The organism is Vibrio ulleungensis, assembly GCF_016900875.1.
GTDB classification, from domain to species: Bacteria; Pseudomonadota; Gammaproteobacteria; order Enterobacterales; family Vibrionaceae; genus Vibrio; species Vibrio ulleungensis.
This window is the reverse complement of the sequence record NZ_JAFEUM010000007.1, coordinates 225769-248062: the sequence shown is the minus strand read 5'-3', so window position 1 is coordinate 248062 and position 22294 is coordinate 225769. Positions and strand designations below refer to the sequence as shown.

18 protein-coding genes are annotated in these 22294 nt (G+C 46.1%); 14 read left to right on the top strand and 4 right to left on the bottom strand.

Going from position 1 to position 22294, the window contains the following annotated elements; translation table 11 throughout:
• The first annotated feature begins 60 nt into the window (after window positions 1–60).
• From JQC93_RS16655 to tldD, 13 genes are all read left to right on the top strand, one after another.
• Window positions 61–564: a type II secretion system protein gene (locus JQC93_RS16655; protein WP_328836988.1), complete on the top strand. Its 504-nt coding sequence runs from the start codon at window positions 61–63 to the stop codon at window positions 562–564.
• Window positions 554–1114 (top strand): type IV pilus modification PilV family protein, encoded by a 561-nt coding sequence (locus JQC93_RS16650; RefSeq protein WP_205159508.1) that lies wholly within the window; start codon window positions 554–556, stop codon window positions 1112–1114. Before JQC93_RS16655 ends, JQC93_RS16650 begins: the two co-directional genes overlap by 11 nt.
• A complete protein-coding gene (locus JQC93_RS16645; RefSeq protein ID WP_205159507.1) occupies window positions 1114–1866 on the top strand; it encodes a PilW family protein in 753 nt (250 codons plus the stop codon). The genes JQC93_RS16650 and JQC93_RS16645 overlap by 1 nt, the downstream gene beginning before the upstream one ends.
• Window positions 1856–2332 (top strand): hypothetical protein, encoded by a 477-nt coding sequence (locus tag JQC93_RS16640; RefSeq protein WP_205159506.1) that lies wholly within the window; start codon window positions 1856–1858, stop codon window positions 2330–2332. Before JQC93_RS16645 ends, JQC93_RS16640 begins: the two co-directional genes overlap by 11 nt.
• On the top strand, window positions 2325–6476 hold the full coding sequence (locus JQC93_RS16635) for a DUF6701 domain-containing protein (protein WP_205159505.1): 4152 nt from the start codon (window positions 2325–2327) through the stop codon (window positions 6474–6476). Before JQC93_RS16640 ends, JQC93_RS16635 begins: the two co-directional genes overlap by 8 nt.
• Before the next feature lie 158 nt (window positions 6477–6634).
• Window positions 6635–7678 (top strand): rod shape-determining protein, encoded by a 1044-nt coding sequence (locus JQC93_RS16630; protein WP_084883749.1) that lies wholly within the window; start codon window positions 6635–6637, stop codon window positions 7676–7678.
• Between the two features lie 22 nt (window positions 7679–7700).
• Window positions 7701–8666: a rod shape-determining protein MreC gene (gene mreC, locus JQC93_RS16625; RefSeq protein ID WP_205159504.1), complete on the top strand. Its 966-nt coding sequence runs from the start codon at window positions 7701–7703 to the stop codon at window positions 8664–8666.
• Window positions 8656–9144 (top strand): rod shape-determining protein MreD, encoded by a 489-nt coding sequence (gene mreD, locus JQC93_RS16620; RefSeq protein ID WP_205159503.1) that lies wholly within the window; start codon window positions 8656–8658, stop codon window positions 9142–9144. The genes mreC and mreD overlap by 11 nt, the downstream gene beginning before the upstream one ends.
• Before the next feature lie 26 nt (window positions 9145–9170).
• A complete protein-coding gene (locus JQC93_RS16615) occupies window positions 9171–9779 on the top strand; it encodes a Maf family protein (protein WP_205159502.1) in 609 nt (202 codons plus the stop codon).
• A gap of 12 nt (window positions 9780–9791) precedes the next feature.
• The gene (gene rng / locus JQC93_RS16610; RefSeq protein ID WP_205159501.1) at window positions 9792–11261 is read left to right on the top strand and encodes a ribonuclease G; all 1470 of its coding nucleotides are present in this window, start codon (window positions 9792–9794) and stop codon (window positions 11259–11261) included.
• A gap of 20 nt (window positions 11262–11281) precedes the next feature.
• A complete protein-coding gene (locus JQC93_RS16605; protein WP_205159500.1) occupies window positions 11282–15142 on the top strand; it encodes a YhdP family protein in 3861 nt (1286 codons plus the stop codon).
• A gap of 30 nt (window positions 15143–15172) precedes the next feature.
• Window positions 15173–16039, top strand: a complete 867-nt coding sequence (locus JQC93_RS16600) for a carbon-nitrogen hydrolase family protein (RefSeq protein WP_205159499.1) — start codon at window positions 15173–15175, stop codon at window positions 16037–16039.
• A 9-nt stretch (window positions 16040–16048) separates the two neighbouring features.
• Entirely contained in the window at window positions 16049–17494 is a 1446-nt protein-coding gene (gene tldD, locus JQC93_RS16595; protein WP_205159498.1) for a metalloprotease TldD, read from the top strand.
• Between the two features lie 77 nt (window positions 17495–17571).
• Here the strand turns inward: tldD and yjgA are convergent, their stop codons facing one another.
• Window positions 17572–18096, bottom strand: coding sequence for a ribosome biogenesis factor YjgA (gene yjgA, locus JQC93_RS16590; protein ID WP_084883759.1), 525 nt, complete (start codon window positions 18094–18096; stop codon window positions 17572–17574).
• A 151-nt stretch (window positions 18097–18247) separates the two neighbouring features.
• On the opposite strand from yjgA, the gene pmbA reads away from it, so the two are divergent.
• The gene (gene pmbA, locus JQC93_RS16585; RefSeq protein WP_205159497.1) at window positions 18248–19591 is read left to right on the top strand and encodes a metalloprotease PmbA; all 1344 of its coding nucleotides are present in this window, start codon (window positions 18248–18250) and stop codon (window positions 19589–19591) included.
• 52 nt (window positions 19592–19643) lie between these two features.
• On the opposite strand, the gene mgtE is transcribed toward pmbA, so the two are convergent.
• The 3 genes from mgtE to rapZ all read right to left on the bottom strand — a co-directional run bounded on the left by mgtE (window position 19644) and on the right by rapZ (window position 22293).
• Window positions 19644–21002, bottom strand: coding sequence for a magnesium transporter (gene mgtE, locus JQC93_RS16580; RefSeq protein WP_205159496.1), 1359 nt, complete (start codon window positions 21000–21002; stop codon window positions 19644–19646).
• A gap of 119 nt (window positions 21003–21121) precedes the next feature.
• Window positions 21122–21394, bottom strand: a complete 273-nt coding sequence (locus tag JQC93_RS16575; RefSeq protein WP_205159495.1) for an HPr family phosphocarrier protein — start codon at window positions 21392–21394, stop codon at window positions 21122–21124.
• Between the two features lie 14 nt (window positions 21395–21408).
• Window positions 21409–22293, bottom strand: coding sequence for an RNase adapter RapZ (gene rapZ / locus JQC93_RS16570; protein WP_205159494.1), 885 nt, complete (start codon window positions 22291–22293; stop codon window positions 21409–21411).
• Window position 22294: the final 1 nt, after the last annotated feature.

The following is a 22294-nucleotide window of genomic DNA, read 5'->3' as shown; positions in this document are numbered from 1 at the left end:
TCATGCAGTAGTTTGTATTTCTTGTATAATTATAATCACTTAGTGATTAGAGATGTACTTGTGACTATAAAGCCTTTTCCACATCTTAAGCAGCAACTGGGTTTCACTCTTATTGAACTGATTGTGGTCGTCATATTATTAGCCATTGTTGCGGTTTATGCGGCAAGTAAGTTCATAGGTGTAGGCGAATTCTCTGGCTACGCAGCTCAAGATCAAAGCATCAATGTTATTCGACAAATTCAACTTGGCCGAATGCAATCCAACATCGAAGATATTAATGATCCTTCGTGCACTGCCTGTAAGCACTATCAATTATCGGTCACCAACCAATGCTTAGGTTCAGTCGCTGCGTGCAGTTCCAGTGGTGAGCAATTTAGCGATAAAGTCTTTTTAGACAATACTGAACTCTCATTTTCTCCTTCCATTCAGGTCAGTTTTGATTTGCTAGGCAACCCTACTTGCAGTGGCAGCTGCACTATGCCAATTACCATCGATATTACTAATCAATTTGGTGATAAATACCCAGTGTGCATTAATAGTCAGGGGTATGTGTATGATTGCTAAGTATGCTCAAAAAGGTTTCACACTTATCGAGAGCATTGTCGCTATAGTCGTGTTTGCGATCGCCATGGTGACATTGTCGAGCTTTCTTTTTCCAGAAATCGCCCAATCGGGTAAACCTCATTACGAAGTGCGGGCTTCAGCGCTTGCACAAAGCTTTATGACCGAAGTCTTAGCTCGCGGCTATGCAGACAACAGTGATACCAATGGAGGATTGCTGCGCTGTGGTGAATCAGGCCAACCTGCGTGTACCGAGCCGTTTGGTCCAGATAGTAGTGATGAAATCAATAACCCTAAGCTTTACAACGACGTTGACGATTACATTGGGTGTTGGACAACTAATGCGGCGAGTGAATCACTATGTAGCGATGATCCTAAAGCGTTACGCGATATCTTAGGTGATAGCATTGTTTCCGCTTACCCCAATTTCGCTGTCTTTGTTGAGGTGGAATATGAAAGTATCGACGGAACAGAAATGAAGAAAGTCACAGTCGAAGTATTAAACAACACGTACGGCTCCGTTTCGATGATTGGTTACCGAGGGAACTACTAATGAGAAGAAACGGTTTTACTCTCATTGAGATGATCATCACCATTACCGTTGTTTCTGTACTATTTTTAGCTATTGCTGGGTTTGTAGAGTTTGGTGCCCGTGGATATGTCGATTCGGCAGATCGTCAGAGGCTACAAAATCAAGCTCGATTTGCTTTAGAAAAGATGACGCGTGAATTTCGTCATGCCGTCCCCAACAGCTTTGAAACGACCAGCTTGAATAAATGCTTATCATTTTACCCGATCAAATATACGGGGTTTTATATTGAGCAACTCGACTTAGATGATCCAGAAAATCCGATATTAACGCTTGAGTTTGTGCTGGGTAATGATGGAATTAGCTATCCATTAACCTTTGATGATAAAGATTTTATGGTCATCAACCCAAGCCGGATCGAGGACTTAGAAAGTGGTAGCCCCCAACGCTTGAGTTTGAAAGACGAATCTATAGCCATAGATAGTACGGGGGAGGTGCTCTCTACAGTAGAAAGTCACTCGATAGGACGACGACATTTTGTGTTCAATGAAGACAATAAAGTCACCTATTGTATTAGCGGCTCACTGCTAACAAGAGAAACCAGTTCAGAGGGTACAGTGACAGTAGCCGAATACGTAAATTCGACGGACAGTAGTTTTGCGTATGAACAAGCCTCATTGCAACGTGGCGGCCTCATTCATATGAACTTCGTGTTCAATTTGGGCGACGAGGTAAGTGAATATCAACATGATGTGCAGGTGATGAATGTTCAATAAAAACCAGACACATAGACCTCAACAAGGCAGTGTGCTAATTGTCGCACTGTTTGTGATTTTGGTTTTGGCGCTGTTGGCCGCTAATCTCACCCGAATGAATTGGTCGAATCAAGACACATTGACCCGCGAAGTATTAGGCACACAAGCTTGGTTTTTGGCGCACTCTTCCAATGAATGGGCAATGACGCAGTTGTACCCTTTAACGGCTTCGACTAGTACTGTCGCTGAGCTATGTGAAGGTATCGACGGCTCAACAGCAACTGAAGACATGGTGAGTAATAATGATCTAGCCTGCACTGCCCCAATAATAAGTTGCCGCGCAATTCCTCAAGACTTAGATGCAAGTTACATTCCAGAAGAACTTCAATTTATTAAAGTGACGTCTCGAGCACGCTGTAGTGATGGCAGTAAGTTTGAAGTCGAGCGAGTGCAAGAGGTTTGGTTGAAAGGAGACAGCGATGCTTAATCTTTGGATTAGATGGCTTTACGCACTGATATTTGTATCCTGCCTTGCACAAGGTGCCCCTTACTGGCCATTGCCTAGTCAATCACTCCCAGCAACAGCGGCTCAGACTTGGTCGGACGCAGACGGCACAATATCGATATTAGATAATTATTCTATATCTGGAGCGGTTGACTCGACTGATTTAGGTTACACCGAATCCAACAATATCGAGCAGCCAAATAAGCCTTGCGGAACTAATAGTAATAAAAATTGCGAGGCCAATTCAGCTCTTGTGTTAACCACAGCGCCAAATTGGCAAATTCCAGCAGATGCAACTTTGGTTAATCTCAACGATCAAAGTGGCACAGTCACTTTAGCATCTAATACCATTTACTACACAAATAAAGAGGCAAAATTCACCAGTAGTAATGGGTTAAGTGTTGGAGAAAATGTAACGCTCTTTGCACCACTGTTTAACTTTGACAAGTCAACGATTACCGTCGTCAATGATGATCCAAATAACTTTGTTTTAGTCTCACCTATAGATAGCAGCGTGGGTGACGGTATTGTCACTATCACGGGTAACGAAGACGATAATTCTTTCGTTGGGCACATAGTCGCTGAGAATTATATCGACCTGCAAGGAATGGACTTTCAGGGAACATTGACCGCTGATGAAATAAAGCTCTACGGCGATGCTGAAATGACCACCGTGTTACCAGAGCAAGAGCCTTTACAAACATGTAACGTCAATGGTTCGCACGACTTTATTACAACTTTTGACGTACTGGCTAGTGATACTCTCCAAGAAGTCTATTTCACGCAGGGCAGCAAACGAGAACAAACGCTTTGGTACACTCAAAATGAAGTTGCGGATGCTGACTACATATTTAATGAACAGTCTCTAATAACGGGGGAGACTTACCAAGTTCGAATCGATTACCAACGCAGCAGCGGTAAAGAGTATTACTACTTAAAAGGGCCCGGCGATGCAGATTATAGATTCATTGAAGAGAAGAATACGCCACTAAAAACCGGTAACTTGAATGGAGAAGGTCTTGAGATTCAGTCGTTAGATTGTAATAACGAACCTGTCACCCCACCTGACACTACCCTTCCCGATATTTGTCCTTATTTTCCAGATAGCATTCAATCCAATCGGTATCAACAAGGCAGCAGCGTATGGGAACCTATTGATGGATACCTCAATATTTCTGGTGGAAATGGCGGTGGTAATAAGATTATTTTTGATGATAAAAACACCACTGACGCGCTAGCGTTTGTGAGCTCTTCGGTCTCCCGAGCGTCTACTTCGAACAACGGCTGTCAATATCAAGATGGTGAAAATGATGGTGGGGCTTGTACGGTCAGTAATGCGCTTAATTATTTCCCGGATGGTGTGCCCGATCTTGATGCTTTTGTCGCCTCGGGGCCTGATATTGTGGCTCCAGAAAGTGGCAATGTCGATCTTAGCCCGGGCAGTTACACCTCATTCTCGTTTGGTCGGAATAGAAGTAGCATTACTTTAGCTGCAGGTGAATATTGGGTAGGCTCGTTATCCTTCAATGAAAATGACGCCTCGCTTTTGGTCGATGGGCCTGTTGTCATTCACTACAACACCATCAGCTTTAGTCAAAGAGATCGAATGTATTTGAACGCTGCAAGCAGTTTAGATGGCTTTGAACACACAGACTTGACTTTTATTGGCCATGGGGCAGATTCGAAATGGCATCCCGTTGGTGGCTCAGACATAAAAGTGAGCGCTAGCGTATACGTATCTTCGCAAAGTACTGTAGGCTTTAAGGTTGAAAATACCGCTCGTTTTCAAATGAAAGGTGCGATTACCGCTCCGTATATTGACTTTGAAGCGCGCGATACCAGCTTTATCCAACCGCAAGGGATACCCGGATGTTCACCGCCCAACCCAAGTGTACGACTGTTGCTTTTGACGCCAAAACGAGCCGTTAATCTAACCTGTGAAGCGGGAGAAACACTCGACTTTCAAGTGCTGAATGCATCTAACCAACCAGATGGTAGCTTTACGGGGAACATAATCGCTAACTTTTCAAACAGTTCGACCTATGTGACAACCGTAAAACAAGGCAGTTCAAATGGTGGCAATAGCTACAAGACGAACACTCAAGGGCTACTGCAAATTGACCTAAGTGACAACACGGTTGGTACTGTCATGGTTGAAGCTTATATTGAAGGAAGTGAATCGGGTACTTTGCAACGTGGCGAGTACGACTTTGTGCCCAATCGTTTCGAGATTAGCGACTCTGTTCAATCTGTTATCGCCAATCAGGCGACGACCATTACGATTCAAGCGCTTCAATGTGACGAAAGTGGTAACCCTGCTCCAATCTCTGATGATTTATATAGTGGAGACAAAGAGTTAGAATTGTCCATTACTTCTTATGAAGCACCAACGACTCTTGACCTTAATGTTGCAGAAGTCATTTCAGTGAAGGATAGAAGTGATAACTGGATAGCCGCTCCAAACAGTGCATTGGAATTGCGGTTTAACAGTTCTGCTAGTGCAGAAACAGAGGTGATTTACCCTGAAGCTGGTAGCGTGAGTTATACCTTAACGGATCAAGTGTGCATCACCAACGATGACAATGAACAAGAGTGTGAGGACATTGTTGGCATCCAGCAACTTGATGCTCGCCCTTGGACATTCGCGATATGTCACGACGAAAAGTCACTGACAGGAACGTCAAGCAGTGGCGACTTGGATATCGATGCTTTTGCGGCAGCGGGGGAATTTTTCACCCTTAATTTACACCCTCTGAGGTACATTACAGGTGCCACAGATTCCGCCACTATTGATGTGACTACACTATGTGGTGAAGCAGAGACACAAAACTTCTTCGGCTTTGATGCCCCCCTAGGTAGCGCGAAATTGGAGTCTACCGCAATCGACTCTCCAACGGGAGGGGAGATTGGCGACGGTATCCTAGGCACAACAGAGATGACTAATGAAGATCAAACAAATATTGTGTTAAACGATTTAAGCTGGAATGACGTAGGAAGCTTGGTTGTATCGGCAAGCGGTGCTTTCTTAGGGGATATTAAGCCAGGTGTAAGAGCGATAGGACGGTTCTATCCAAAATACCTAAGTGCTGAAGATAATGTCGATCACCCCACGGAGCACAGCAGTTTCGCGTATATGAATCAGCCATTGCAACACCAGTTTAGTGTATTTGCGCATGCGGTTGATGGCACAAAGGTCCAAAACTATCATCTATTTTCGCCTAGCTATGCGTCGGAAATTCAATATATTGCTCAGACAAGTTCTGCAGTGGATCTCGTTGATAGGTTGTTTGATGATGGCAGTGCTATACCGACTATTTACCCAGTCAACAATTGGGTTAAAACCACGCCTAGCGATGGCGAAAAGCCTTACTCTCAATTAGCCGTCAATTTCGATGCATTTTCCTTTATGCGCACTCCTATCCTCGCTGAAACGACGTTTACCGACGGTCCTTATACCGACTCAAATACCGATTTCGGATTGGATGTGAGTCGTGTATTTGACGGCGCTTCATGGCAAACGGCGATTGAACTAACCGATGAGATCACGCAATTCGTCGCCTTGCAGTCAGCGTACGATTTTCGATATGGGCGTATGGTGCTAGATGATGTCGCAGGTAATAGTGGACAAGGGCTAACAGGATCAGCATTGATCATTCCATTAAGGGTTGAATATTGGAATGGTGATAGGTTTATTCAAAACAGTAGCGATGGTTCTACATTAGCGGTAGGTTCTACTTACAATGGCGAGTATCACTGCGTTCAACAAATCTGGTTAGACAGTGGAGCAAGTGTTGCTTCCTTCAATGGGATTGGCGGAGTGATCAACGGAGAAGCGAGTGAGCAATCTATTCCTTCGTCTTCTCTGTTATATGGTTCTCATAGCGACTCGTCAGTTCGGGAGCAAATACGAATGTGGCTTCGAATAGGTAGCCAGGAGCCTCAAAAGGTAGCTAGTATCGATCCAGAGATTAATTGTCCGGTAAATAATTATACTAACCGCCCGTGGCTTCGATACAATTGGCGAAACATTGGTGATGAAGATCCATCTGCCGTGATTACCTTTGGAACCTTCCGAGGAAATGATCGTGTAATTTACCGAGGAGAGCGCGGATTAACCGGAAATTAGACCTAAGAAAATTCTTTTTTTCCGGCTTATCTCAGTCTTCTTCGACAAAAAGCGAGATTTACCCCAAGTTTGTGTGTCAATGCCTTGCCCAATAAGCGTGGCATTGGTACATTTAGTGCAATTTTTTGTCGCCATACTAGCCAAAAGAGCTAAGAATTATGTTTAAAAAGATCCGTGGTATGTTCTCTAACGATCTGTCGATCGATTTAGGGACCGCCAACACCCTTATTTATGTTAAGGGCCAGGGTATTGTCCTGGATGAGCCGTCAGTTGTCGCTATTCGTCAAGATCGAGTTGGATCAGCCAAAAGTGTGGCTGCCGTTGGTCATGATGCTAAGCAAATGCTAGGTCGTACACCTGGTAATATTTCCGCAATTCGTCCGATGAAAGATGGCGTTATTGCCGATTTCTACGTGACAGAAAAAATGTTGCAACACTTTATCAAGCAAGTGCACGACAACAGCATATTAAAACCAAGCCCTCGCGTTCTGGTGTGTGTCCCTTGTGGCTCTACTCAGGTTGAGCGTCGTGCAATTCGTGAGTCTGCACACGGTGCAGGTGCGCGCGAAGTGTATCTCATTGATGAGCCAATGGCTGCGGCGATTGGTGCTGGTCTGCGAGTTTCTGAGCCTACCGGTTCAATGGTGGTTGATATTGGTGGCGGTACAACAGAAGTTGCCGTTATCTCACTTAATGGTGTGGTTTACTCATCGTCAGTACGTATTGGTGGTGACCGCTTTGATGAAGCCATCATCAACTATGTTCGTCGTAATTACGGCAGCTTAATTGGTGAAGCCACGGCAGAAAAAATCAAACACGTGATCGGTTCTGCTTACCCTGGCGATGAAGTTCAAGAAATTGAAGTACGTGGTCGCAACCTAGCAGAAGGTGTGCCTCGCAGTTTCAGCCTAAACTCCAACGAAATTCTAGAAGCACTGCAAGAGCCGCTTACTGGTATTGTCTCGGCAGTGATGGTTGCACTTGAGCAATGTCCTCCAGAGCTTGCGTCAGACATTTCAGAAAACGGTATGGTACTAACAGGCGGTGGTGCACTGCTTCGTGATCTTGACCGTTTACTTACTGAAGAGACAGGCATTCCTGTTGTTGTGGCGGAAGAGCCGCTTACCTGTGTAGCAAGAGGCGGCGGTAAAGCGCTTGAAATGATCGACATGCACGGTGGCGATCTATTTAGCGAAGACTAAGTCTTAGCGATAGAACCCCACCATGAATCCGATATTTGGTAGAGGCCCTTCTCTACAATTTCGCCTCTTTACAGCGTTACTCCTATCAGCCAGCTTAATGTTGGCTGATAGTCGTTTAGACGCTTTTGCTTCTGTACGTTATTTACTCAACAGCAGTGTGGCCCCTATTCAATATTTGGCTAATATGCCAAGAACCATGTTTGATGGGGTTTACGAGCGTTTCAGTGCCAAGCAATCCCTTCTCAATACAAACAAAGCGCTTCGCAGTAAGTTACTCCTACTCGAAAGTGATAATGCGCTGCTGGATCAGTACAAAGAGGAAAATGAGCGGCTACGTAAGCTGCTTGGTTCTCCGTTTGTTCGTGATGAGCGCAAGGTTGTGACCGAAGTGATGGCGGTTGATTCATCCACTTATCAAGACCAAGTTGTGATTGATAAAGGGCGAGTTGACGGCGTATACGTTGGGCAGCCGGTGATTAACGAGAAAGGCATCGTTGGCCAAGTGGTGACAGTGTCTGCTCACAACAGCCGAGTGCTACTGATCACCGATCCAAATGCAGCGATCCCAGTTCAAGTGATCCGTAATGACATTCGGGTTATTGCCTCTGGATCTGGAGAAGCAAAAAGTATTCAACTGCAGCATATTCCAAGTAACACCGATATTATCCAAGGCGATTTGCTAGTGAGCTCGGGATTGGGCGGTGTTTACCCCGAAGGGTATCCAGTTGCGTACATTTCAGAAGTCATTAACGACTCCCATAAAGAGTTTGCGTTGATTTCCGCAGAGCCAACAGTAGATTTTGACCGTCTTCGTTACTTACTCCTCATTTGGCCAACAGAAGCGATTAAAGCTGAGCTGCAATTGGACAATGAGCAGCAGGAACTGACCCAAGAAACCGCGCAACAAGTAACTGCACTAGAGCAAGAAGGTGCCGTTGAAGAACAGCAACCGACTACGGAAGAGAATGAGGTGAACGATGGCGAGTAGCCTTAGCCGCGGCCGTTGGGTTATCTGGTGCACATTCCTAGTTGCATTGACGTTGCAGATCATACCGTGGCCAGGAACACTCGATTTGCTTCGACCTTCTTGGATCATTTTAGTGGCAATCTATTGGGTAATGGCGCTGCCGCACCGAGTGAATGTTGGTACCGCTTTTGTACTGGGTCTACTTTGGGATCTACTTTTAGGCTCAACCTTGGGCATTCACGGAATGGTTATGTCCATTGTGATTTATGTGGTCGCAATGAACTTTCTGGTACTCAGAAATATGGCCCTGTGGCAGCAAGCCGTATTAGTGGGTATTTTGACTATTCTAGGCTTTGTGCTGGAGTTTTTTGGTGAGTTTCTCATTAAAGACGTGTATTTCAATCCAATCTCGCTGTGGGCAGGCCTAGTCAATGGTATATTGTGGCCATGGGTATTTTTACTTCTGCGCCGAGTGCGTCGAATGTGGCATGTACGCTAACTCTGCATTGATATAAGGTAACAACCATGGAACTGGTGCTCGCTTCTGGATCGCCTAGACGTCAAGAGCTGCTCACTCAATTGGGGTATAGCTTTGATATTCTGGTGCCCGACATCGAAGAGCAGCAACAACCCAACGAGAGTCCAGAAAGTTACGTACGCAGACTGGCGTATCAAAAAGCACTGGCTGCTGCAGACATTTCGATACAACGACATGCCGAAGAGTCGTTAGCTTGTGAACATCAGGTGTTCTTAGGCTCAGATACGGTGGTGGTGTTAGACGGAATCGTCTTTGAAAAACCCCAAGATCTGGACCATAGTCGAGCGATGCTAACGCGACTGTCAAACCAGAAACATCAAGTCATGACGGCGATCAGTGCCGTAGCTGTAAAGCAGGGCGTTATTGCCACAAGTCACACAGAACTCGTCGTAACGTCTGTCTGGTTTACAGAACTGACGGGTCAAGATATTGAGCATTACTGGCAAACGGGTGAGCCTAAAGACAAAGCTGGTAGTTATGCTATACAAGGGGTTGGCGGTAAGTTTGTCAAAAAAATTGAAGGGAGCTACCACGCGGTGGTGGGGCTGCCTCTTTTTGAAACCGAACAACTCTTGCAGAATTTTACAGACATTTAACGAGGTGCGCCAATGAGTGCAGAATTACTCTTAAACATTACCCCAAGTGAAACGCGTGTAGCGATGATCGAAGGTGGCATGCTGCAAGAGGTTCACATTGAACGTGAAGCTAAACGAGGGATTGTTGGCAATATTTACAAAGGCAAAGTGAGCCGGGTTTTACCGGGCATGCAGGCTGCTTTTGTCGATATTGGGCTAGATAAAGCGGCTTTCTTGCACGCCTCAGATATTGTTCCCCATACAGAATGTGTTGCTGAAAACGAAAAGCAGCAGTTTCAGGTAAGAGATATCTCTGAACTGGTTCGCCAAGGTCAGGATATCGTGGTGCAGGTGGTTAAGGATCCTTTAGGCACTAAAGGCGCTCGATTGACGACCGACATCACTTTGCCATCTCGCTATCTAGTATTTATGCCTGGTGCAAGCCATGTGGGCGTGTCACAACGTATTGAAAGCGAAGACGAGCGCAACCGCTTAAAACAACTAGTGAGTCCTTTTTGCGATGAGTTAGGTGGATTCATTATTCGAACGGCGGCAGAAGGCGCAGACGATCATGAGCTATCTCAAGACGCGGCTTTTTTGAAGCGATTATGGCAAAAAGTGATCGAGCGACGTAGCCGCTACAAAACCAAATCTATGCTTTATGGAGAGCTTGGTTTGGCGCAGCGAATTTTGCGCGATTTTGTCGGCACTGAAATTTCTCAAGTTACCGTCGATTCACGCATTGTATATGACACGTTGCAAGAGTTTGTGGCCGAGTTTGTTCCAGAACTTACGGACAAGCTAGAGTTATATGAAGGTCACAAACCTATATTTGATATGTACGACACAGAGAACGAAATACAGCGTTCCCTAGAGCGTAAAGTCGAGTTGAAGTCTGGTGGGTATCTGATTATTGATCAGACTGAAGCAATGACCACCATCGATATCAATACAGGTGCCTTTGTTGGCCGACGAAACTTAGAAGAAACTATTTTTAATACTAACCTAGAAGCAACTGAAGCCATTGCGCGTCAATTACGTTTGCGAAATCTTGGTGGCATTATCATCATTGATTTTATCGACATGTTGCACGATGAGCATCGAGACCGAGTACTTCGCTCTTTAGAAGTCGCGCTCGATCGCGATCGCGTGAAGACTAATATTAATGGCTTTACTCAGCTCGGCTTGGTTGAGATGACTCGCAAGCGCACACGAGAAAGTATTGAACATGTGCTGTGCTCTGGTTGTCCAACTTGTGAAGGTCGTGGCTCGGTGAAAACGGTCGAGACCGTTTGCTACGAAATATTGCGCGAAATCACCCGAGTTAACAGGGCGTATGATGCGGACAAATTTGTGGTCTACGCAGCACCTAGAGTGGCCGATACTCTACTGGGTGAAGAATCTCATGCATTGGCAGAATTAGAAGTCTTTATCGGAAAGCAAGTGACTATCAACTGCGAACCACTGTATGTGCAAGAGCAGTTTGATGTTGTGATGATGTAATTGGTTCTAGGAGTGGTTGAGTGACCCCTTTTGCGGTGCGCTTTGGGCGTTTTATATTATGGATCGTTGTCTTTTTTACCGTCACACTGGCTGTGGCGGTAACGTCTTTACGCATCGCATTACCAAAAATAGACCAATTCCAACCTGAAATTGAAGCGTTTATCTCGGACTACTCGGGGATGAACGTCGATATTGGGCGAGTGAGTGGTTATTGGAAAAACACCTTTCCATCGCTATCGTTAGAAGATATCTCTGTACAGCAAGATCAACAAGTTGACGACTTCTATATAGGGCAAGTCGTTATTCGGCTGGACATTGTAAAATCGATTCTTACCTTTCAACCTCAGCTGTCCGAACTCACCATAGCGGATGTAGAGTTCGATATTCGAAACCTTGGACAAGTCGACGAAGCAAGCACCGAGGAAGCAGAATCACAGCCCGGTGTCGATGGGCTGGAGTCGCTATTTTTCCGTCGCCTGCACGAGTTTTCACTAACCGATTCCGTTGTTTATTTCTCAGGTATTGATGGCAGCGATCAGCAAGTTCAAATTGAACAGGTAAAGTGGCGAAATACAGGCGACAGACACCAAGTTCAAGGTATTTTGAGTACCTCGGAAGTTGACGCACGCAGCGTAGAGATATTGGCTGATTTTGAAAGTCAGCATGGTCTTCGTGATATGACGGGCGATTTCTATCTGTCGTTACATTCTTTGCAGCTAGACCATTTTATAGCGCCCTATGTAGCTGAGAATATTGAGGTCGAAGAGGCCGTCGTTTCTGCAAATGGTTGGTTGAGGCTTGAAAACAATCAGCCAGTCGATGCCTACATCGATATGCAGCCTTCCGAACTGAGCTGGTCGACAGCGCTACAAGAAAACAGCCTAGTCATCGAAACAGGCACATTGAAACTCGAGCCTTTAACTCAAGGTCTTAAAGTGTCCGCCAGTGATTTTGTTGCTCGTACCAATAGTGTGGAATGGTCAGGATTAGATGCGGCATTTAATTGGCAGCCAGAGCTCTTTACCCTAAACCTTTCGTCGGTTTCTCTAGAATCACTGACGCCATTGGTTAAATTAATTCCGCAAAGTGAAGAGTTACAAGCAACGCTTAATGCACTCGCCCCTAAAGGGGAGGTTGAGGATATTCGAGTATCAATGTCTGATGGGATTGACTCGCTTCGTTACTCGGCTTCCTTAAAGAACGCCTCAATGAATCAGTGGGAGTTGCTACCTGGGTTTTCTAGCCTCTCCGCAGAACTTGCAGGTACGGCTGATTTCGCTAGAGCTAAACTCACATTTATTGACGATGTTTTACCTTATGGGGACGTCTTTCAAGCGCCATTAAACATTCGTCACGGCTTTGCCGATGTCGTGTGGCAGCAAGATCAACACGGTTGGCGCTTATGGTCGGAAAAAGTAACTGCGGCGACGCCTGAGCTGCAGGTGTTGGGTGCATTTCGCTTAGACTTTCCTACAGATAAACCCGCTTTCTTGTCATTCTATGGCGAAGCTGACCTGCAAAACGCAGGAGAAACCTGGCGCTACTTACCCACGCTCGCGTTAGGTCGCAGCCTGACCGATTACCTTTCTGCTGCTATTCAAGGTGGGAAGGTTAAAACCTCAAAACTACTTTGGTATGGTCAGCTAAGTGATTTCCCGTATGCCCAAAATGACGGGGTCTTTCAAGCATGGGTTCCTTTGCAACAAGCGCAATTTAGTTTCAGTACGGATTGGCCTGCTATCACACAGCTGCAACTGGATTTGCTGTTTGAAAATGATGCCATGTACCTCGACTCTCGACAAGCCGATTTGATGGATGTGGACGCCACGCTAATTCAGGGCAAGATCCCTGAGTTGAGCTCTGACGGCCATATTGAAATATTGGCAGCGGCGACGGCTAATGGCCGCAAAGTGCGTGACTACATGTTGGCAACGCCATTGGTCGACTCGGTTGGGGCAACGTTAACCACTATTGATATCGATAGTCGCGTTAATGCTCAATTCCAGTTAGACATCCCCTTTGGTACCAATAAAGAGTCTCGAGCCTGGGGTTATGCAAAGCTTTTGGGCAATGACATCGTTATTAATACCCCAGAAATGCACCTCAAAAATGCGATTGGTACCATCAAGTTTGATAACGACGTGGTGTCATCGACAGGGTTGATTGCTGAATTACTTGGCCAGCCGATTTCACTCGATTTTGCCGGTGAGCAGCAGCCGCGTGGTTATGCGGTGAACATCGATGTCATCGGTGATTGGGATGCGGATCCCTTGGGGGATTATATTGGTCAAACCTGGATCAAGCCCTTAAAAGGACATGTTCCATGGAACATGGGGGTGGATCTTCAGATTAATGATGTTGGTTTCACCTATCAGATAGACACTAATGCGGATCTTACTTTTCTCGCGAGCGAATATCCTGCCCCTCTTGCGCATAGCTTTGGGGAAAAAGGCAAAGCCAGTATGCAGGCGTCCGGTGATCAGCAATCGATATCAGCTCGTTTACAGTTACCTGATTTTAAGTTTCAAACCGAGATTGATATAACGGGAGAGATACCCGTATTAGAAGCTACGAACTGGGTGTTAGGCAATGGTGGCTTCAAAGTGAGCCCTATTGTTGGGCACCATGCTGCAGTGCGAATGCCCGCGTTTGATCTCGATGCGTGGTTAGATGTAATTAGCCAGCCCCAAGCTTCTGGCGATGTCTCTATTTTAAGTGAAATGAAAACACCCGAAGTCCCTAAACCACTTAGAGTTCAGCTCTCCACACCTAATTTGCAAGCGGGTGAACTTGAGTGGAATGACGTCGAGTTTTTGGCCCGTAAGCGCACAGATCGCTGGAGCGCCGAGCTTGAAAGCGCGCAATCTACAGGAAAGCTTGAGTGGTTAGACAGCAACAAACTGGATGTTTACTTAGAGCGTTTGAATATCTACTTCCCAGAGTTTGAACTTGATGAAGACAAAACCCCAGAAGTACCAAAACTAGATAAGGACAAGCCACTAATTTCAGACTTTGATCGTGCCTTTTTTGCACAAGCACCAGATACCACCATACGTATCGATGACTTTTGGGTGCAAGGTTACAAAGTGGGAGAGGTCGACGTCGAAGTCGTTAAGAGTGATAACACTCTTAACTGGAAGCGCATAGACGTAGTGAGTGGGGACTCGCAATTGAATGTTGATGGTACCTGGACGTTAGATGGCGCGACTAGCCATTCAGCATTTAACTTGTTACTAGACAGCGAAAACAACTCAGACATTATGGCTCGCTTCGGGTTTAGAAACGGAATTCAACGAGCGCCGTTCAATATGAAATCAGAACTGAGTTGGGATGGCTCTCCTTGGGGAATGAAAATCGACACACTTAATGGCAAGGTTGAGTCTGAAATGGGGCGTGGTGTGATCTCAGGAGTAGGCGGCGCCGCAAAATTCCTTGGGCTATTTAGCTTTGATTCATTGGTTCGTCGCTTGCAGTTGGACTTTTCTGATGTGTTTGATGAAGGTTTAGCCTTTGATTCAATCAAAGGGACAGGCAAAATCGAAAATGGTATTTTCTTAACCAATGATTTGAAAATGGATGCCATTTCGGGCGACATGTCGATTCGTGGGTTGGTTAACCTGAATACGGAGATCATCGATGCACAAGCGACGTTTAAGCCAGATTTAACCTCTGGGATCCCAGCATTAACAGCGTTTGCGATTACACCGCAAACCGCTCTATACGTGTTAGCGGTTACGACTGTTATTGCACCTGTTGTCGAGGTTATCACGCAGGTGACCTACGGTATTGAAGGTCCGATGAACGACCCTCAAATCAAAGAACAATCTCGACAAAAAGGTGATTTTGAAATTCCAGAAGAGTATCGTAAACAGTCAAAATAGTGGTGTTCAAGTAACGCAAGGAGCGCAGTCATGGATTCGAATGCAGTGGAGTCATCCATATTTGAGCACACGCTCTCAACGCGCGTAGGCGTCATACAAGCGAATTCAACGGACGATTTACACTTAAACTTGCAGTTTCTTGAGCAGCAACTTGTCGAACTCTCAGAGCAAAGAGTTTCGATGGTATTTACCCCTGAGAACATGCTGCTTTTCGCAAATACCACCGCCTATCAAGAAGCAGCCGAAGAGCTAAACCGTGGACCTATCCAAAATAGACTCTCCGAATTAGCCAAACGCTATAAGCTCTGGCTTCATATTGGTAGTTTTCCCATTAAGCAGAGCTCAAGTAAACTCTCCACAACCAGTTTGTTGTTTAACCCTAGCGGAGAATTGGCGTCACACTATAAAAAACTGCACCTATTCGATGTTGATGTTGGGGATGCACATCAGCGTTACCGAGAATCTGATACCTATCAAGCGGGCCATGAGGTTGTGACTTGTAAAACTCCTGCTGGGCGACTTGGGATAACGATATGTTATGACGTTCGTTTTCCTGCGCTATACCAATCGCTTCGCGAGAGTGGCGCAAATGTAATTGTCGTAGCAGCAGCGTTTACTCAAGTCACCGGTAAGGCTCATTGGGAGACTTTGCTACAATCTCGAGCTATAGAAACCCAGTCTTGGATCATAGCAAGTGCACAGTGTGGTACACACAGTGACAGCAGAAATACCTATGGACACTCCATGGTCATTGACCCATGGGGCACAATTGCCGAAAGATTGACTGATACTGCAGGTCATTTTGTGGTATCAATAGACCATCAAAAAACGGATGAGGTTCGTCAGGCTATGCCACTTCTCGACCACACCCGTTTTCATACTAATTTGAAAGAGTAGTTACTCATTATGAGTTTAGATCAAGTAGAAAAAGAACTATTGGCCCCAACAGGGTTGGATCGTCAAGCACTGGAAAATACGCTATCCATTATTGCTGAGCGCGATATTGATTATGCCGATTTGTACTTTCAGAGCAGCTGGCACGAATCGTTAGTCTTGGAAGACAGCATAGTTAAAGAAGGCTCATTCAATATTGATCGTGGTGTTGGTGTGCGGGCGGTGACGGGTGAGAAAACCGGATTTGCCTACTCTGATCAATTTGATGTTGATGGGTTGAAGCAAAATGCGATTGCTGCGCGTGGCATTGCGAAACAAGGCCAGAACGGCCGAGTTAAGACCTTAACACCAGCCATTAGCGGTGCCGCTTATGGGAGTGACAACCCTTTTGATAGCTTGGACAAAGTTCGTAAAATCAGCCTACTGAAAGAGCTAGATGCCTACATCCGTACCAAAGAACCTTTGGTGCAAGAAGTCAATATCAGCTTAAGTGCTGTGTACGAACAAGTACTGGTCGCTGCTACAGACGGCACTTATGCTGCAGACATTCGACCACTGGTTAGATTGTCTATCAGTGTGTTGGCACAAAAAGGTGAGCGCCGCGAGCGTGGAAATTCTGGTGGTGGTGGCCGTTATGGCTACGAGTACTTTATAGAGAGTGCAGGCAACGGCACCGTCGCGACTCAATTCGCCGATGAAGCCATTCGTATGGCATTGGTAAACCTAGAAGCTATTGCCGCACCAGCAGGAAGTATGCCTGTGGTTTTGGGCGCGGGTTGGCCAGGTGTTCTGTTGCACGAAGCGGTAGGACATGGACTTGAAGGTGACTTTAACCGTAAAGGCTCGTCGGTATTCTCAGGAAAAGTTGGCGAACAAGTGACCTCAAAACACTGCACCATTGTCGATGATGGTACCATGGCGGACCGTCGTGGCTCACTCAATATTGATGATGAAGGTGTTCAAGGGAAATACAACACTTTAATAGAAAACGGTGTGCTTAAAGGCTATATGCAAGACAAGCTTAATGCTCGCTTAATGGGTGTAGCGCCTACTGGCAACGGGCGTCGTGAATCATACGCGCATCTACCAATGCCTCGAATGACCAACACCTATATGCTGGCGGGAGAACACTCATCAGAAGAGATTATTGCGTCGGTTAAGAAAGGTATATACGCACCAAATTTTGCTGGTGGCCAAGTGGACATTACTTCTGGAAAGTTTGTGTTTTCTGCATCAGAAGCGTACCTCATTGAAGATGGTAAGATTACCGCACCAGTCAAAGGAGCAACTTTGATTGGCTCAGGTATTGAAGCGATGCAGCAAGTGTCTATGGTCGGCAACGACTTAGAGCTCGATCGTGGTGTGGGCGTGTGTGGTAAAGCTGGTCAAAGTGTTCCTGTAGGCGTTGGGCAACCAACTCTTAAATTAGACAGTTTGACAGTTGGTGGTACCGACTAAAAAATAAGGAGTCAGTCTACAATGACTGACTCCCCTTGATTTCTGTTACTGCTTAGCTTTTTTCTTAAGCTGTTTACTTAGCTGCCTTCATGAAGCGCTTTGAGGATTTGGAATATTTCTCGGTACGCGCGCGGTGGCTTACTCTGCTTTTTCTCTTTATTGGCCTGACGTGCCAATTGTCTTAGCTGTTGACGATCGGCGCTTGGGTACAAGTCTAGGACTTGATTGATTGCAACATCACCTTGTTCTACTACGCTGTCTCGAAGCTGCTCGAGTTTATGCAATTCCGCTGACGCTTGAGAGTGCTTGTTGCGGTATTTATCTAATGCGGCCTGTAGCGGTTCAATATCGATGTTGCGCATCACTTTGCCAATGTATTGCAACTGGCGACGTCTCGCTTCGTTTTTAAAGCGTTGAGCATCAGAAATAGCGTGAGCAAGATCTTCAGGGATAGGAAACTTCTCTAGTACGCTCGGCTTTAAACCGACCAGCTCTTCACCTAGCTTTTGCAACTCTTCCATATCGCGCTTCAATTCGGTTTTGCTTACCCAAATGATCTCTTCCTCTTCTTCCCAAGGAGCTTTCTGGTTTTTTCGTGCCATAACTTTATCTGTACTCTGTGATTTATTTCGCTGTCTGTTTCTATTTTAACAACAAATCTAGGGTGTAGGGAAAAAGCTTGCTATTCTAAGCGCAACATTTTTTTTGCCAGTCATGTAGATCACTGGCGGTAGAGTTGGGAAATCAGCAACTATGGATGCAAAACAGCACGTCGCACAGCAACGAGCCGAACTTGAAGCTGCGGTAGAAAGAGCGCTTACACTCGCTAAAGTAAAGGCTGATGCCGCGGAAGTCGCGGTCAACAAGTCCACAGGGTTAAGCGTTTCAACCCGCTTAGGTGAAATTGAAAATGTTGAACTTAACACCGATGGCGCGCTTGGCATTACCGTATATCGCGGACAGCGTAAGGGTAGCGCGTCTACATCAGACCTCAGCGAGCAAGCGATCGCAAAAACGGTAGAAGCGGCATTAGATATTGCCCAGTACACCTCAGAAGATCCTTGTGCTGGACCTGCACCCGCCGAGCTAATGGTTAAAGAGATTAAAGATCTCGATCTTTTTCATCCAGATGAGCCAAACCCAGATGTGGCTGCAGCGATTGCAATTAAAGCAGAAGAAGCCGCATTAAACTACTCTGACAAAATTCAACAAAGTGATGGTGCCAGTTACGACAGCCATTACGGTGTTCGCGTTTACGGAAACACTCATGGGCTTATCGCCAGCTATCCTTCTTCTCGCCATAGCATCAGCGCCGTTGTCATTGGGGTTGGAGAAAATGGAGAAATGGAACGCGATTATAGTTACACCATGGCGCGCCACATTGACGACCTTTGGTCACCTGAGCGTGTTGGTGAAGAAGCCGGTCGCAAAACAGTCAGCCGCTTAGATGCTCGCAAGATTGCGACTGGTGAATACCCTGTAATGTTTGCAGCGGATGTAGCAACGGGCTTAATGGGTCATCTTGTTGGCGCTATCAGCGGCAGCTCGTTGTACCGTAAGTCGAGTTTTTTACTAGACCATCTTGGTAAGCAAATCCTTCCTAGCTGGTTTAACATTGAAGAAAAGCCTCACGTGCTTCGTGGATTAGCGTCGTCCCCCTTTGATAACGAAGGTGTGATCACTCAAGATCGTCAAATAGTCACCGATGGCGTGCTTTCAACGTACTTGCTCACTTCGTACGCGGCAAGAAAGCTGGATATGACGCCAACAGGTCATGCTGGTGGTATTCATAACTGGTATGTTGGCTCTACAGGGCAGAGCTTTGAAGAAATGCTTAAGGCCCTTGGTACGGGTGTTTTGGTTACTGAGCTTATGGGGCAGGGTGTAAACACGGTCACTGGCGATTACTCTCGCGGCGCAGCCGGTTTTTGGGTAGAAAACGGCGTGATCCAATATCCTATTTCTGAAATTACCATTGCGGGTAATCTAAAGCAGATGTACCAAAACATTGTCGCGGTGGGTAACGACGTGGAAACTCGCTCTCAAATTCAGATGGGCTCGGTACTGCTAGAGTCGATGAAAATTGCTGGTGAATAACTCGATATAGTGAACTGAAAAGGGAGCACTGTGTGCTCCCTTTTTTGTGGCTCTAAACCAGAAACACCGTGGCAAGTCCGAGGAAGACCAGTAATCCAATCACATCGGTTATGGTCGTCAGTGCCATACCACCGGCAAGTGCTGGGTCGATGTCCATTTTTTTCAAAATTATGGGGATTGAAACTCCCGCAATACCGGCAACAAATAGGTTAGTCAGCATTGCACCAGACATGATTAGGCCGAGAACGATGTCTTCTTTCCATAACATAACGATGCCACCTAATATGATGGCCCACAAAATACCATTTAGAAATCCGATAGCGGCTTCTTTGCGCAGTAATTCTTTCTGGTTACTGTCACCAATATGACCCAGAGCTAAACCACGGATCACCAATGCAACAGTCTGGTTGCCTGCAACGCCACCCATAGAAGGTACGATAGTCATTAATATTGCGATGGCGGCCATTTGTTCGAGTGTTGACTCAAACATGTTTGATACAGATGCGGCAGTCAACGCAGCTAACACATTAACCCCTAACCAAACACTTCGGCGTCGTGCCGATTTTATTACAGGTGCAAACGTATCTTCGTCGTCATCCATACCCGCCATACTCATCATTGAGTGCTCGGCATCTTCACGGATAACATCCACCACGTCATCGATGGTGATACGGCCAACCAACGTCTGATTATCATCAATGACCGGAGCTGAAACCCAGTTACGGCGCTCAAACAGCGACGCAACATCAGAGTCTTTGGTATCAACTGTGATGGCTTCATCCGCGTCGTCCATAATATCGATGACTTGCTTATCGGGCTGAGAGGTAACCAACGTGGTGAGAGAAAGATTACCGATCAATCGGTTCTCTTGATCGACAACGTATAGTGTATCGGTCGCTTCTGGAAGCTCTGCCTTAATGCGTAAGTATCGCAAAATTACATCGACTTCCACGTCGCCACGAATGGTGGTGACGTCGGTATTCATTAAGCCACCGGCGGTATCTTCCGGGTAGGAGAGCGCCGTTTCAACACGAAGACGGTCAGCCGTGTCCATTTGGGCCAGTACGCCTCTAGAAACGTCGTCAGGCAAACTTCTGAGTACGTAGGCGATGTCATCAGTATCCATGCCCTCAGTCGCCTCAGCGAGCGTTTCTGGTGCCATTTTGGCCACAACATCGTCTTTAACGTCTTCACTTAACTCATCAAGGATGTCGCCATAATCTTCCGGGTCGGTCAGTTGCCAAAGAACGTCGCGACTTTTTCGAGGGGAGGCTTCAAGTAGCTGAGCAATATCTTCAGGCTCCATGTCCTGAAGTTGGCGTCGAACGAAAACAAATCGGCCTTGGTCGATCGCTTCACTGACGTCTTGTAGGGTTTGGTGAGCTTGGTCAAACTCGAGTTGCTCTGGCATACCCACCTCCTCGTATACTTAGATTGAATAAAATAGGGAAGGGGCGCCAAAGGTTAGGTCGGCGCCGAGGCGCTAATAGTAACGTAATTCTATGTCACTTTTAATCTTATTGACGCAACTTATTCATCTTCATCGAATTTTTTTTCGATGAGCTGGCAAACTGCGTCTAAGGCAACATCGGCTTGCGGACCGGTTGCTTTTATTGTGACGTGTTGGCCTTGTGAGGACTCCAATAGCAGTACCCCCATAACACTCTCAAGCACTACACACTTATCGTCATTGCACAGTGTGAGCGTTGCATCAAAGCTTTGAGCGAGTTCAACTAACTTAATGGCAGCGCGAGCGTGCAAGCCTAAGCGATTAATGATGAGTACTGTTCTGGTGAGTTCCATCGGCAATTTCTCGACTAAAGTTTGTTTTCGGGACGCTCTAAAGTGGTGTGCCTTACTTGAACCTGATGTTTGAGATCGGCAAAGTGAATGGCAAGTTGTTGTGCAACGAACACTGATCGGTGTTTTCCGCCGGTGCATCCAATAGCGATAGTTAGGTAGCTGCGATTGTTTTTCTCAAGTTGTGGCAACCATTTCTCGACAAAACCTTGGATGTCTTGCGTAAGGTCTTGAACTTCTTGGTGGCCCGCTAAGTATTCCTGTACAGGTTTATCGAGTCCTGTTTGGCTGCGAAGTCCTGGCTCCCAATGAGGGTTAGGTAAAAATCGAACATCGAAGACGTAATCGGTATCTTTTGGCACACCATATTTGAATCCAAACGACTCAAATACCATGACTAACTCTTTGCTTTCGCGCCCAAGAACTCGCAACCTCACGGTTTCACTCAGGTCATGAAGTGTCGATTGACTACTGTCGATGACTAAGTCGGCTTGTGCTTTTATGGGTTCGAGTAAGTCTTCTTCTGATTCAATGGCTTGAGCCAGTGCTAGCTTTTCTTCGCCAATGGACAGCGGGTGAATCCGTCGAGTTTCGCTGTAGCGTTTAAGCAGTGTTTCGAGCTGCGCGTCGACAAATATCACCATCACATCCCAAGTTTGCTTAAGCGCATTTAATTGGGTAGTGACTTGATTAGGGTCGTTAGGTAAATTGCGAATATCGATGCTAACTGCAACACGCCCCAACTGATTTTTCATGCTGTCGGAAAAGGGAGTGAGTAGATTGACGGGTAAGTTATCGACGCAGTAGTACCCCAAATCTTCCAACACACGCAACGCGACACTTTTGCCCGCGCCCGAACGGCCACTGATAACCACAAGTTGATTGGTTTTAGGGGAATCCATG

Coding starts and splice junctions, on each gene's coding strand:
- mreC (WP_205159504.1), top strand. CDS start 7,701: ATGAATCCGATATTTGGTAGAGGCCCTTCTCTACAATTTCGCCTCTTT.
- JQC93_RS16645 (WP_205159507.1), top strand. CDS start 1,114: ATGAGAAGAAACGGTTTTACTCTCATTGAGATGATCATCACCATTACC.
- pmbA (WP_205159497.1), top strand. CDS start 18,248: ATGGATGCAAAACAGCACGTCGCACAGCAACGAGCCGAACTTGAAGCT.
- JQC93_RS16640 (WP_205159506.1), top strand. CDS start 1,856: ATGTTCAATAAAAACCAGACACATAGACCTCAACAAGGCAGTGTGCTA.
- JQC93_RS16635 (WP_205159505.1), top strand. CDS start 2,325: ATGCTTAATCTTTGGATTAGATGGCTTTACGCACTGATATTTGTATCC.
- rapZ (WP_205159494.1), bottom strand. CDS start 22,293: ATGGATTCCCCTAAAACCAATCAACTTGTGGTTATCAGTGGCCGTTCG.
- JQC93_RS16630 (WP_084883749.1), top strand. CDS start 6,635: ATGTTTAAAAAGATCCGTGGTATGTTCTCTAACGATCTGTCGATCGAT.
- JQC93_RS16650 (WP_205159508.1), top strand. CDS start 554: ATGATTGCTAAGTATGCTCAAAAAGGTTTCACACTTATCGAGAGCATT.
- mreD (WP_205159503.1), top strand. CDS start 8,656: ATGGCGAGTAGCCTTAGCCGCGGCCGTTGGGTTATCTGGTGCACATTC.
- JQC93_RS16600 (WP_205159499.1), top strand. CDS start 15,173: ATGGATTCGAATGCAGTGGAGTCATCCATATTTGAGCACACGCTCTCA.
- tldD (WP_205159498.1), top strand. CDS start 16,049: ATGAGTTTAGATCAAGTAGAAAAAGAACTATTGGCCCCAACAGGGTTG.
- mgtE (WP_205159496.1), bottom strand. CDS start 21,002: ATGCCAGAGCAACTCGAGTTTGACCAAGCTCACCAAACCCTACAAGAC.
- JQC93_RS16575 (WP_205159495.1), bottom strand. CDS start 21,394: ATGGAACTCACCAGAACAGTACTCATCATTAATCGCTTAGGCTTGCAC.
- rng (WP_205159501.1), top strand. CDS start 9,792: ATGAGTGCAGAATTACTCTTAAACATTACCCCAAGTGAAACGCGTGTA.
- yjgA (WP_084883759.1), bottom strand. CDS start 18,096: ATGGCACGAAAAAACCAGAAAGCTCCTTGGGAAGAAGAGGAAGAGATC.
- JQC93_RS16615 (WP_205159502.1), top strand. CDS start 9,171: ATGGAACTGGTGCTCGCTTCTGGATCGCCTAGACGTCAAGAGCTGCTC.